Annotated in this window: 8 protein-coding genes; 5 read left to right on the top strand and 3 right to left on the bottom strand. The window is 43.5% G+C overall.

Annotated features, from left to right (window positions below; translation table 11 throughout):
- Positions 1-127: 127 nt before the first annotated feature.
- From AAEY88_RS10990 to mutY, 4 genes are all read left to right on the top strand, one after another.
- The gene (locus AAEY88_RS10990) at positions 128-3,226 is read left to right on the top strand and encodes a DUF2339 domain-containing protein (protein WP_350562393.1); all 3,099 of its coding nucleotides are present in this window, start codon (positions 128-130) and stop codon (positions 3,224-3,226) included.
- Positions 3,227-3,368: 142 nt separating this feature from the next.
- Positions 3,369-4,325: a ribosome biogenesis GTPase YlqF gene (ylqF, locus tag AAEY88_RS10985; protein ID WP_350562357.1), complete on the top strand. Its 957-nt coding sequence runs from the start codon at positions 3,369-3,371 to the stop codon at positions 4,323-4,325.
- 72 nt (positions 4,326-4,397) lie between these two features.
- Positions 4,398-5,330 carry a GIY-YIG nuclease family protein gene (locus AAEY88_RS10980; protein WP_350562355.1) on the top strand — a complete coding sequence of 311 codons (933 nt, stop codon included), beginning with the start codon at positions 4,398-4,400 and terminating at the stop codon, positions 5,328-5,330.
- Between the two features lie 179 nt (positions 5,331-5,509).
- A complete protein-coding gene (gene mutY / locus AAEY88_RS10975) occupies positions 5,510-6,778 on the top strand; it encodes an A/G-specific adenine glycosylase (protein WP_350562353.1) in 1,269 nt (422 codons plus the stop codon).
- Between the two features lie 138 nt (positions 6,779-6,916).
- Here mutY and AAEY88_RS10970 read toward each other — a convergent pair whose 3' ends face one another.
- The gene (locus AAEY88_RS10970) at positions 6,917-7,819 is read right to left on the bottom strand and encodes an acyl-CoA thioesterase II (RefSeq protein WP_350562351.1); all 903 of its coding nucleotides are present in this window, start codon (positions 7,817-7,819) and stop codon (positions 6,917-6,919) included.
- A 386-nt stretch (positions 7,820-8,205) separates the two neighbouring features.
- The gene (gene rapA / locus AAEY88_RS10965; RefSeq protein ID WP_350562349.1) at positions 8,206-11,094 is read right to left on the bottom strand and encodes an RNA polymerase-associated protein RapA; all 2,889 of its coding nucleotides are present in this window, start codon (positions 11,092-11,094) and stop codon (positions 8,206-8,208) included.
- 476 nt (positions 11,095-11,570) lie between these two features.
- Between rapA and AAEY88_RS10960 the strand changes: the two genes are divergently transcribed.
- A complete protein-coding gene (locus AAEY88_RS10960; RefSeq protein WP_350562347.1) occupies positions 11,571-12,512 on the top strand; it encodes a D-2-hydroxyacid dehydrogenase in 942 nt (313 codons plus the stop codon).
- A gap of 22 nt (positions 12,513-12,534) precedes the next feature.
- Here AAEY88_RS10960 and AAEY88_RS10955 read toward each other — a convergent pair whose 3' ends face one another.
- Positions 12,535-14,151, bottom strand: coding sequence for an NAD(P)/FAD-dependent oxidoreductase (locus AAEY88_RS10955; protein WP_350562345.1), 1,617 nt, complete (start codon positions 14,149-14,151; stop codon positions 12,535-12,537).
- Positions 14,152-14,249 lie beyond the last annotated feature (98 nt).

Here is a 14,249-nt window from a genome sequence, read left to right as displayed (position 1 = left end):
GGATAAAAATATTGATAAGTTTTCCAGCAAACTCTTTACCTGTGTATCAATTCATAATCGCTACCCTTGTGCTTATCTCTAAATAGCGTCATTATCACCTCATTGTAGGATTAATTGAGTGGCATTGATGCTGTATTTTTTAATAGAATCATTAGGCTGGTTGGTGATTGTCTTTTTGCTGGTCATTATGTTTGTGCTATATCTCAGGTTGCATCAGCAGCTTGCTAAGCTACGTCAGAATATGAACCAACTGCAAGAGGAGCTGCAGCAGCATAAAGACAGCGTTTGGTCATCAACATCATCTCATGCTGCTCCCGAACCTACAGCCAATTCTTTAACTGATTCTGCGCCTCGCTCTGGGGATATTTTTAGTGCTAAAATCTCTCTCTTATCCGTACCTACAGCTCTAACATCCGAATTGCCCTCGTCAAAACCTGAACCAATATCCACATCAACCTCATTACCCCCACCCATACCAAATACTCTGGTATCAAACTTCCCTGCCCCTGAAAACGCAGACAATAACAGCCATCAACTATTAAATGAAAAACGGACTGCACCTATAGAGCCAGATGAGCGCTCGCTGTCTGTTGTCACCTCGCTGTTTAATTCTGTTAAAAACTGGTTTTTGGGTGGTAATTTAGTCGTTCGTGTCGGCGTGTTGGTGTTACTCGTGGGCGTAGTGCTATTACTGCGTTTGTTAAGCGAATATATAGAAGTTCCTATCAGTTTGAAACTGGTAGCGATTGTCATTATGGGATTAGGGCTGGCAGGACTAGGCCTTAAACTGGTAAAAGAACGCTTTGCTTACGGTATTACCTTACAAGGTACCGGCATAGCCATTGCTTATTTGAGCACCTTTTTTGCTTATAGTGTTTATCAAGTCATTAGCAGCCTACCAAGCTTTATCGCGCTAGGCATATTATCTGCGGTAACCGTGGCTTTAGCCGTTCGCCAAAATGCCTTTCCTTTAGCATTATTGGCATTATCCGGTGGCTTTTTTGCGCCAATATTAACCAGCGCTGATACCAGTAGTTTGGCGGCGCTATTTAGCTACTACTTACTATTAAACGTTACTATCGCTGCCATCGCGCATTATCGGCCTTGGAAAGTGCTTAATTTATTGGGTGTTGGCGTCACTTTTGGACTGGCCTACTATTGGGGCGCTACTGAGAATTTAACGACAGTAATTGATACGCAGCGCTGGACGTTGGTACTACTAGTAACGTTACATTTAATACTGTATTTATTCGTAGTCATCCGCTATGCGCAGCAAATCATTGCTTATAATTCCGATCATGACACAGAAACTAATAGCGACAATCAACATAATGCTGCAAATAGCTCGTATCTGTTCCCTATTGATATTGGGCTACTCTTTTCAGTACCCCTATTGGCGTTTGGTTTATTTTCTGCGCTATTAAATGATATTTCTAATGCGTTGACAGTTACTAGCGCCCTATTAGCCGCCATTTATTTGGGATTGGGCTGGTTATTTATTCAGCGCAGTCAGCGTTATGCATTGATTACCGAAGGCATGCTAGCATTAGGTTTTGGATTTTTAGCGTTGGTTATTCCGCTAGCATTGGATGCAGAATGGATCGCTTTTGGCTGGTCGGTACAAGGCTTAGCATTAGTGTGGTTTGGCAGACGGTCATTGCGGGCGTGGTCAGTACTATTTGGGCTATTACTGCAGCTGGTTAGTGTCGCGCTTTTAGTATTCAAGCTAGCGCTATCTATCGAATATTATCCTACCTTAACCTTATCCATTTCTGCCATAGGTGCCCTAGCTACCGTCTTTATCCTACGTGCTAGTAATTCACCTGTTAATCCAAGCCGCGACTTGAGTCAGCAATCCAAGCCAGCCTCATCTCAAAACATAGCAACGGATACCCTATCTCAATATGCCCAATCATTGGGAATTAGCACACAGGCCGCTCAACAATGGCTCTCTACTATTAATAGTCAAAGTATCGCTTTCAAAATTATTTGGCAAAGCCCTTCACTCATCAGCTTTTTGACGCTCACCGCTATTGCTTGGTCTACTTATGTATTGGTTGTCGATTTCGATCAATGGCTTGCCAGCTGGCAGTTAGCAACCACCACGCTGATAGCAATGGCAACGATATCTAGCCTTGCTATTTATTGGCTAATTAATCATTACCGTTCATGGAGCGAGATTAGACAGTTTAGCCATGGGCTGTTATTAATATTTTATGCCATGCTTATCTTACAGCTGCCACAAAAATTTGAATTCAATTATCAGTGGACGACATACCATTGGCTGTTATTTGCCGCCTTATCAATTGGCTGGCTAGTGGTTGGACAGTTGTGGTTAAAGACTTGGTATAGCCATTCCAAGCTGTCACAGTATGATAGCGCTAGCTGGCTCGGTACAGGAGTATTAGTCCTATCGGCAGCAGTTCATTATGGCCTACCAGATTCGCAAGGTATCATAACCGTAATTGTTCCGGTAGCGCTGATGCTTGCTGGACTGTGGTTAATAAGGGTCAGACAAGCTAGTAGTAATGTTCAAAGCGCAAATGCTAGCGAACAGCAAGCTCTGTATTGGTTTAACTGGCAGAGTGCACTATTAGGCTGTGCTAAAGTTTTTGTTCCAGTGACTTTATTTTGGGTCGTCGTCACCAATTGGTCTTATGATGGTGTGATTTGGGGACTGCCCTATTTTCCACTGATTAACCTATACGATATTGCTCTATGGTTAGTGTTGTTATATGGGCTCGGTATTTACTATATTAATAAACAATACGTCAAACAGGAAAAGGCCACTATTAATCCTAAAAACAATAGAGTATTCACTAGCGATTCTTTATTGACTATTATAGGGCTTATCAGCTTTTGGGTTATATCCAGTATGCTGGTCAGAACGCTACATGCCTATATTGGCACACCGCTTTGGGACTATGAGGCTTGGGGCGCATGGCACAGTGAACAAGTACAAACCGGACTGACGATTTTATGGACGTTATTGGCATTGGTCGCCACGATTATTGCCAGCCGTTACTGGCAGCGTGCGCTTTGGTTTATGGGCATTGGCTTATTAGGCATAGTCGTACTTAAACTGGTATTGGTTGACTTATCGCAGACTGAGGCAATTTGGCGAGTGATATCCTTTCTTGGGGCCGGTAGCTTGATATTGTTAATAGGTTATTTGGCGCCGTTGCCGCCGACCCATTTGAGTCACCCTAAAGCACCTGACGAATAGTGCAGCCTTAGACCAAGATAAATTACAACGTCATCGCTTTGGTTCTGTAGTAAACTGAACGCCATAGCTAAAGCCATTGTTAAAAGCGAGGCATTGTCTGCTTTAGCGCTAAATTCTATGAATGAAAAGGTTATTAAAGCAAATGGATACTAGAGTAAATATTCAGTGGTTCCCTGGACATATGAATAAAGCCCGTAATGAAGTCAAAGAAATCATGCCCCAAATGGACGTGATTATCGAAGTGCTCGATGCGCGCATTCCTTATAGCAGCGAAAATCCAATGGTAGCCACCCTACGCGGCGACAAACCCGTTATTAAAATCTTAAATAAAGCCGATTTAGCCGATCCTGATATGACCCAAGCATGGATGGATTATTTTGAACAAGAAGATGGCGTAAAAGCGCTGGCTTTTGATGATAATAAAGCCTCTGACGTCCACCGAATCGTTGAGCTATGTAAAAAACTGATGCCCAATAAAGCAGAGTCAGGGCGACAGATTAAAGCCATGATTTTGGGTATTCCTAACGTCGGTAAATCGACCTTGATTAATACTTTGGCAGGTCGAGCAGTGGCAAAAACGGGCAATGAACCGGCAGTGACTAAATCGCAGCAGCTTATCAAATTAGAGGGCGGCATCATGCTGTACGATACGCCCGGTATGTTGTGGCCAAAAGTTGAAAATGCAAATTCTGGCTATCGTCTAGCGGCTACTGGCGGCATTCGTGATACCGCCTTTGACTTTGCCGATGTCGCCAGCTATACCGCAGAATACCTAATACAAGCGTATCCTGAACTATTAAAAGCCCGCTATAAAATTGAAGATCTGCCAAAAACAGATTGGGAATTCTTTGAAGTCGCTGGTCGCAATCGTGGTTGTGTGCGTGCCGGTAATAAAATCGATACTTACCGCATGTCAGAAATCTTAGTTAATGAACTACGTAGTGGCACATTAGGTCGTATTAGTTTGGAAACGCCTGAGATGCGTGAGGCTGAAGAAGCCGTAGTAGCAGAGCAACGTATCGCAGCGGAGGAAAAGAAAATAGCCAAAGAAGAAGAGAAGCGTCAACGCCGATTACGTACTCGTAAAAATCGTAAGTAGAGTTGTTTTTTACTCAATTTATTGAAAGCTATTCGAATTTTTGTATAAAGTTTATTATTAATTAGATTGTCTATGATTCCATCGGCTAAAACTATTCAAATATATTTACCAAAAGGCAATCCTCGTGGTTTACGTTTGGCTGAGATGACCACTAGAACGGTACGCCTGATTGAAATTCCGCGCATCCATATCAATGACTTTTTTGTGATGCCAGAAGCCAATCAAGTTGGTTTGTATTTTTTGGTAGGTGATACGGATAGTACCAACAAGCCATTACTTTATGTCGGGCAAACGGGTGATCTTAAAAGACGCCTCAACCAACATGGTGATAAAGACTTTTGGACACGTGCTTTTGTGATGCTCTCAACCAATAATACTATGACCCAAACTCATGCTTTATATATGGAGTATAAGGCGATTGCAACGGCTACTGAAGTTGGTCGCTACGAAATACAAAATGGTAATAATGGCAACCTTCCGCATACTCCTGATCCATTAAAAGCAGACTGCGAAGAGCTTTTTTATACCCTTAATGTTTTATTATCGACTTTAGGTCAGCCTATTTTTGAAACACTCAGTATCAATGACAAGAGTACTTATAGTAATGAGTCTTTGCCTGCTGTCAATTCTAAGGACAGTATAAATATTAAGAAGACTCCTGCTCAAGTGTCCCCTATCAAACCAGAACCTATGCTATTTTATTGTAAAACCCAAGGAACATCTGCTACAGGTTATTATGATGACGATGGTTTTATAGTGCTGGCAGACTCACTTATACGCAAACAAAACGCACCATCCATAGCAAAGGTTATCGTCAAATTAAAGGAAAGCCTATTCAGTAGAGGCGAGTTAATTTCCATTGACAATAACCTTTACGAATTAACAGAAAACCGACTTTTTAAAACCCCAAGTGAAGCTAGCCAATTGGTAACAGGCCGCTCATCCAATGGTTGGATAGAGTGGAAAAATGCTGCCGGACAAACTTTAAGTAGTGTTTATCGTTAATATTATTCGCCAATCATTCAGTTAGCATTAACCACTTTCATTTTCGTATATATAGACGATTTATTACTTTATTTATAACCTCTTAAGCCTTATATAGTAGTGAATAATTACGATTGCTTACCTTCTCATTTGCCTATTTACCTGCAAATTTTTGATTATTAATAATGATATAATTGCCTATGACTCAGCTTACTGCCAAGATAAATTCCACACCTTCAGACGACACTTTTAATCACACTTCTACCTCGCTAAATTCCTTCGCCCTACGTCTTCTCGATTGGTTCGCCACTAATGGTCGCCATGATTTACCGTGGCAACAACACCAGACTGACACGCCCAACCCTTATATTGTTTGGTTATCAGAAGTCATGCTGCAACAGACGCAAGTGACGACTGTCTTGCCCTACTTTGCACGTTTTATGATTTCCTTTCCGACGGTTCAGGATTTGGCAGCAGCGGAATGGGATGAGATAGCAGAACATTGGGCAGGATTAGGCTATTATGCGCGTGCGCGTAATTTGCATAAAGGCGCCAAGCAGCTGGTGGCAACCATTGCTGAAACTGACGGCTTTCCGCAAACGCTGGCGGGTTGGGAGGCGATTTCAGGCGTTGGCCCGTCAACAGCTGGGGCGATTATGGCGATGGGTTTGCATCAGTATGGCGTTATCTGTGATGGCAATGTGAAGCGAGTGCTGACCCGCTGGGCAGCGATTGATGGTGATATTACCAAATCTGCGACCACTAAAGAGCTGTGGGCGCTGGCGGAACGCTTAACCCCAGAGCAGGATTCAGGACTGTTTGCGCAGGCCATGATGGATATGGGCGCAACCTTATGTACGCGTCGCAAACCTGCCTGCCTATTATGTCCGTTGCAAACTGATTGTTTGGCCCATGCGCAAAGTCGCGAAGAAGAATATCCGGTCAAAGCCAAAAAGAAACCCAAACCTAGTAAATTTAGTAATGCGTTACTTATTGAAAATACAGAGGGCGAGATACTGTGGCTACAGCGCCCAGATAATGGTATTTGGGGTGGACTGTGGAGTTTACCGTTAGAGTTTGTAGATAAAATTGACGGCAAGGTAGTTGCAAATAAGCAAGATAATAAAATAACGTCTGAACCACGGCATGACGTGCGTAGTAATGAAAAAGTATACGAAGTAGAATTTACCACCGCTGAGCAAATTATTAACGATTGGTTAAGTAAGAATCAGCTAATAGCCCAATCAGTAAGTAGCGATTTATTGCATGATGCGCCTGCGCCTATCAAGCATTCACTGACCCATTTTCATTGGTATTTGACCCCACAACAATTAACCTTAAATACCGAACAGTCTCAAGAATTGACTACAGCATTGCAAGCAGCTGAAATTAATCTACATTGGCTAAACGGTAATGAGGCTCAGGTAACGCTAGGATTGCCACGAGCAATGGTTAAGATTTTAGAATAAAATCCTAGAATAAAAATCTAAAGTGAGGTAATAAAAAAGCGACTCATAAATAATTATGAGTCGCTTTTACTTTCATTACTATCAGAACTTACGATCAAAAAATCCTATTGAAACGAGCTATAAAGATTCCATAGCAAACTAAGACTTCGGTACGCGCAAACGCATCAGCCCTTCTTGTTGTACAGTCGCAACCAGCTTGCCATTTTGCCAGAACTGGCCATGATTCAATCCCATAGCATTAGATGTCGTATCGCTCCACATGTCATATAGTAGCCAATCATTCAGATCAAAAGTGCGATGGAAATGCATCGAATGATCAATACTGGCAGCTTGCAGGCCATTAGTCATAAAGCTAACGCCATGCGACATCAGTCCGGTACCCACCAAATAAAAATCAGACGAAAAGGCCAATAGTGCCTGCTGAATTGCTAGCGGCTGCGCGCCCAATTCACGAATACGCAGCCAGTTGGCTTGCTTAGGTTTCATCGGCTCCGGATGAATAGGATCGCGCGGTTTGACTGGCTTGATCTCTACATGACGGCGGCGCATAAAGCGCGCTTTTAACGCATCTGGCACCTTACCGACATACTGCTCTTTTAGGTCTTGCTCAGTAGCTAAGTCTTCAGGTGGGGGATAAACGGGCATATTTTCTTGATATTCCAAGCCATCTTCCATCGGTGAAAACGACGCAATCATCGAAAAGATAACTTGCTCAATAGCTGGCTTACCGCGTACCTGTTTATATTGAATGGCCGTCACTTCACGCGCGGATAAGCTACGACCATCACGTAAGCGGCGCACTTGATAGATGACAGGCTGGGTGATATCCCCACCACGCAAAAAATACCCATGCAGCGAATGACAAGGTTTGTCTTCGGTAAGGGTATGCGCCGCTGCTATTATCGCTTGAGCGAGCACTTGCCCACCAAAAATACGAGCGCCTACATAATCATGGCTTTTGCCTTCAAACACATCGGGGCTGACTTCAATAAGTGCCACTGTAGCGAGCAGCTCATCTATCAGTTGCGAATAATCAGACATGACGGTAAGTCTCCTTATTTTTCAATAACCATTATCGGCGAGCAACAGCACTACGATACGGCTTGAGATTGCTTAAAATGGTATTTAATATGAATAGGGTATGATTAATACCAGTACTTTCGACAACTTAGTATTTGGTAAATGTGGCTATCTCTATGTTTAATAACGATATTGAAAGGCAAGCATCTTACCCAATATTTACACCTTTGACTAGGGATTGGTCGCCAGCTGCCGAGTATTAACCTGACTGCATAGGCTAGATTATAAAATGACATTGGTATTATTAATAACAAAAAACGAGATACTGCTTAGTACCTCGTTTCTTATTATATAGACGTATAGATAGTAATAATAATTGAGCACCAAAAAGTGGAAAGATAGGCAACTTACGGCTTCACAGCCACTAACACCCGAATAGAATCTGGTACTAACGATAAGTTTGCCAATGCTTGTTCACCTTGCCCTTTTAGCTGCTCTAGGCGCTCAATTTCAGCAGGGCGCACATTAGGATTGATAGTTTGTAGATGTTTCAAGCGTTTTATTTCACGTGACCACTGCTGGCTAAAGCGCGCACTTGCCTGCTCACCAATGTCAGACAGTTGCGTGCGGGCAATTTCTTCAGCCTCATAATAACGGCTTTCGATGACATCGCCGCGTACCTTAAGCACTTGCCGCGCCCGATTATTATCCAAGCGCTCAATATGTGGCATAATCATCTCAGCACTGATCCGTTCTGATAGGTCACTGCCTTGCTCGCTAATAAAAATACGAATATTTTGTGCGGACAAGGTCGCCGGTAAGTTCAGAAGCCTTGGTGCAATGGCTTCAACGCGAAAGTTGACCTCTAGCATGATCGTTCCTTGCGGCATCGCAGCACTTTTGAGCATACCAACAGTAGTATTGCCAAAGGTACTGGTGCTAGCAAGTTCATAAATGCCGCGCATCAACGGATGCTCGTGAGTGATAAACTCGATATCTTCACGTTGCAGTGCCAGATCACGCTCAAAGGTCAAAGTCATACCGTCTTCGTCACCAAGCGGTAGACCATCGATATACTCGCTAATCTCAGTACTGTCTAGTGGTGCAATCACCCAAGAACCATCGCGCTGGACGCTATAGTCAATATTGGCGGAGGCTAAAAAGCGCTCAACAAACTGCGGTAATAGATTATGACCATCAAAATCATGCATGGCTTCGGCGATACGACTAGCAACACGTGGACGACAGGAGTTATATTCTAATAGACGGTCACGACCTGCTTGTAGCTGCGCTTCAAGTGCCATTCGGGTTTGCAATGCATCAGTGATCAGCTCTTGTAGAATTGTGCGATTATCGGCCGTGTCCGCACCTTCAAGTAATGGCTTCAGCGTCTGGATATATTGCTCTTGTACGCTTTGGGCCGTCGGTGAAATTTGATTAAACATATTAAGCGCACTATCATACCAGTGATATAAGCGTTCTTGTGCCGTACCTTGAACATAAGGAACGTGCAAGGTTATTTGCTGCGTTTGTCCAATACGGTCAAGACGACCAATACGCTGCTCTAAAGTATCAGGATTGGCAGGTAAATCCCATAATATTAGTTGGCTTGCAAATTGAAAATTACGCCCTTCAGAGCCAATCTCCGAGCATAGTAATATCTGCGCACCTTCGCTATCAGCAAAGAATGCTGCCGCTTGGTCACGCTCAAGCAGGGTCATCTGTTCCGTAAAGATAGCGGTTTTGATACCGGCATGTAAGCGCAATACGGCTTCTAGACTTTCAACCGTCGCGCCACTACGAGCTATCAACAACACTTTAGTATGTTTGAGTTCACCTTTTAGAATGTCAATCAGCCACGGCACACGTGGGTCGTCCTCTAGCCAGCCACCATCAGGCTGATTTTCTTCACCCCATAGTTGTTCACGCAGCTTGCCTGTGGTCTGGTAACTGTTTTGCCATACATCAGGTAACGGCAGTGGATGCGGATGGCTGCTACGTCCATAGAACCCTTTGACACTCTCGCGGGTATTACGGAATAATATTCGCCCCGTACCATGCCGATCTAATAATTCATTGAGCGCATGAGTACGTAACTTATCGTCTTCATTAATCGTTGCCAGCTCATTTGAATTTAGCCCTAAGAGACTGGTCAAGGCTGAAATTTGCGCCGCACTTAACGGTTTGTCTTCTATCAGAATATCTGCAACAGCTGCAGTTTCAGCAAAAGCTTCTTGACCGGCGATAAATTCATCTAAATTATCGAAGCGATCTGGATCAAGCAAACGCAAACGCGCAAAATGGCTTTGCGTACCAAGCTGCTCAGGTGTTGCCGTTAATAGCATCACCCCTGGCGTTTCCTCGGCAAAGTCAGCAATTAGATCATATTTATCATTGCCACCGCGTTCTTCATCCCAATGCAAATGATGCGCCTCATCAACCACTAACAAATCAAAGCCCGCTTCCATCGCTTGATCATATAAATCAGGATGGTCAAGCAACAAATCCATACCGGCAATCATACATTGTTCGGTCAAAAATACATTTTGCTCAGGATCATGCTCTTTAATTGCCGCGGTACGTACCAAATCAAATAAGGCAAAATTGAGATTAAAGCGGCGGCGCAACTCAATCATCCACTGATATTGCAAACTGTCCGGTACTAATATCAAGACCCGCTCAGCCTTACCTGATAGCAGCTGCTGATGAATAATCAGACCGGCTTCGATGGTTTTACCCAGTCCCACCTCATCGGCGAGCAATACACGTGGTGCAATACGTTTACCTACCTCATGGGCGATATACAGTTGATGCTCAATAATGTCAACACGCGCGCCCATCATGCCTTTTAGCGGGTGTCCGGCAAGTGCGGATTGCATACGCAGAATATCTTGACGCAAATCATACCAATCCCCGCGCTCAATGCGTCCTGCTAATAGACGCTCAAGCGGTTTTGCCAAAGTAATATTGGCAGCGAGACGGGTTTCCATAATGCCTTTTTTATTGCCATCGACACTATATTTGAGTACCCCCATCACCTCATCAACGGCGGTGACGGTATAACTGTGATTCTCTTGATCACAGATGCTATCACCAACTTTGAACACCACACGTGATAACGGGGCGGAGCTTTTTGCGTAGACGCGGGTCTCTTCACTTTGAGGGAATAGAATATGCACACATCGGTCGTCTACATCGATGACCACACCTAAGCCCAGTTCGGACTCAGTATCAGATAAATGGCGTTGACCAACGGCGAATTCGGTACTGTGCAATGAAGCGGCAGAGATAGTCATAGGGCGATGTCTTTTTGTACTCAAGTGATAAAAAATAGACGGTAGCAGCTGCTACCATATTAAGCAGGCATCAAGGATTAAAAGATGCCTATATTTATTGTCTGGTTTAGCCGTTAACGAGTAACGTTAATAAGCCGAACCATTATATAGCGTTAGCGGTTAGATGCGTGCGATAAGTTGACTTTTCAAGAGCATATTAATAGCAAGCATTAGCATTGAGGCCAGTAAGGTTTCATAAAGCTGACAACATGCTATATCTTCTTGCATTTTTTGTTTTAAGTCAGTCATGCTACATTAAGCAAGCATCATTATAACAAATAGTTGCTATTCTGCTAGGCGGCATAAATCATTGATGTCTGACCATTAGGACTAATAAACTTAACAGTGATCACCTTATCACTTGAAATAAGAGCAATTTAAACAACATTCATTTGAATAATAAATAATGTCTCAAGACCTATAAATAAGGAGATAACATGCAAGCGGTATTTTTAGATAAAGGAACCTTTTCTGATGGCATTAATCTGCCAGCACCAGTAGGCATTAACGACTATATTACTTACGATGACACACCACCAGACCCAAAAATTATCATTGAGCGCTGTAAAGACGCTGAAATCATCATTACCAATAAAGTGCAAATTACTGCTGAAGTTATCAATCAGCTACCCAAGCTCAAGCTTATTCAGCTGACAGCTACCGGTATGAATAATGTCGACCAAGATGCTTGCGCTACCCATAATATCACCTTATATAATGTCGCCGGCTATGCGGTCAAAAGCGTCCCTGAGCACACTTTTATGCTGATGCTCAATGCCATGCGTGCGGGTATTTATTATCATCAAAAAGTCGTTGATGGCACTTGGCAAACCAATGGTAATTTTTGTCTACTTGATGTGCCGCTCATAGATTTAGAAGATAAAACTCTAGGTATTATTGGTGTTGGCACTATCGGTAAGCGCGTGACCGAGATTGCTCAAGCTTTTGGTATGCCCGTATTATGGGCAGAGCATCAGGGCCGTAAGCCGCGCAATAATGACTATACGGCATTTGATGAGGTACTTGCTTGCGCTGATGTCATCAGTCTGCATTGTCCATTGAACGAGCATACACAGCACTTGATCAATAAAGATACTTTAGCAAAGATGAGCAAACAGCCGCTACTGGTCAACGTCGCACGCGGCGGTATTGTTGACAGTCAAGCACTCGCTGATGCTCTTAACAATGAGCAAATTATCGGCTATGCTAGCGATGTTTTTGAACAAGAGCCTATTACTAATGATGATCCTCTACTCGACCTTGGCAATCATCCACGGGTGATCTTTAGTCCGCATAATGCCTGGGGTAGTAAAAGTGCCCAAGAAAAACTTTGGCAAATCCTAAGTAAACAAGTCGCTGACTTTATTAATAACAGCTAAACCCATAAAAGCTAAGATAGCTTTAACGCATAAAACGCAGCCATTCATCATTAATTTTGCGGTATTTGAACATGACGCGATCGCTTAGATAATTATTAGTGACCTGCCATGGATAACGGTCGCCTTGTTTGGGTAGCTCATCCTTGGCACGGCGCACATAGCCTGCTGATAGTGCCCCAAGTATGGTGTCCGGTTGAGCTTTTACTTGTTCTTGCTCCGTTTCGGCCTGCGCGCACGCCACCTGATAGCGGTATTTATGCATATAATCAAGCAGCCGAACCAGATACTGACAGGCCAAATCAATCTTTAATGTCCAAGAGGCATTAGTGTAGCCAAACAGTATCGCTATATTAGGTACGCCCTCAAGCAGCACTGCTTTATAAGTCATGCGGCTACCGACGTCAATTGGTTGCCCATCAACGTATAATGAGGCGCCGCCCAGCATCTGCAATTTAAGTCCCGTTGCAGTAATAATGATATTAGCGTCAATATGCTTACCAGATTTCAGCGCAATGCCGGTCTTAGTAAAGTGGCTAATTTGATCGGTGACAACTGCTGCCCGCGTGCTATGCAAAGCGTTAAATAAATCACTGTCTGGCACCGCACACAAGCGCTCATCCCATGGATTATATGCAGGCATAAAATGCGCGATATCAACGCCGCTACCTTTAAGCTCTTTTTTTACCCCATGTCTCAAGAATGCTTTCATTACTTTCGGTGCATGGGTAGCTGCTTGATAAACCCCTTGTTGAAATAATACGTTACGCACGCGCAATAGGGTATAGGCGTGCCGCTTTGACAAGGGTGAAAATTTACCAGATAGCCAATCAAGCGCATGATCATCACCGGGCACACTGGCCACATAGGTCGGTGAGCGCTGCAACATCGTGACGTGGCGTGCGCATTGCTTGCTATTTTTATCAACAAGTGCCGGCAATAGAGTCATCGCCGTCGCCCCACTGCCAATGATCACTACTTTTTTATCATCATAATCGATATTTTGCCAATGCTGTGGATGCACAATATCGCCTTGAAACTGCTCTTCATCTTTGAAGTACGGGCGGTATCCCGCATCGTAATCATAATAGCCAGTCGCCCCAACGATAAAGTTCGCCGTTAAAGTGAATACCTCACCGCTGGTATGATCTTTGACCATTGCCGTCCATTGCTGATTGCTACTCGACCATGAGAGCTGCTGTACTTCATGACGATAACGAATATGTTCTATTACCTTAAACTCGCGAGCAGTATCAGCAACATAGCGTTTAATATCAGCACCTTTTACCAGCATTTTATGATCTAACCACGGCCGGAAACTATAGCCAAAGGTCAAGGCATCAGAATCAGAACGAATGCCAGGATAATTAAATAAATCCCAAGTACCGCCGAGATCCGCACGTTTTTCTAGTACGACAAACCGCTGGCTTGCATTCTGTCTTTCGCGTTTATGCTTTTGCTTTGTGGCATTTTTATGACCGAAAAACGCTTGGCCTTGTTGTTGTAAGCGACAAGCCATACCAATTCCAGCGATACCGGCACCGATAATGAGTATCTCATAATCTACGGAGGTACTAGCTTGGGATCTTGAGCGTGCAAACCGTTTGTTAATAGCGTTTTTAGTAGAGTTAATACCCATCATAGTCCTATCCTTTTTCTGGTATTTTATTATCCTTAACCTATCTAGTGCTACGCTGTTTTAACGGTTCTTCTGATAGAATCAATGTAACCTAAAACAGA

Origin of the sequence: Psychrobacter sp. CAL346-MNA-CIBAN-0220, from assembly GCF_040309805.1 — a bacterium.
Lineage (GTDB): Bacteria > Pseudomonadota > Gammaproteobacteria > Pseudomonadales > Moraxellaceae > Psychrobacter.
This window is presented reverse-complemented; position numbering and strand designations above follow the sequence as displayed.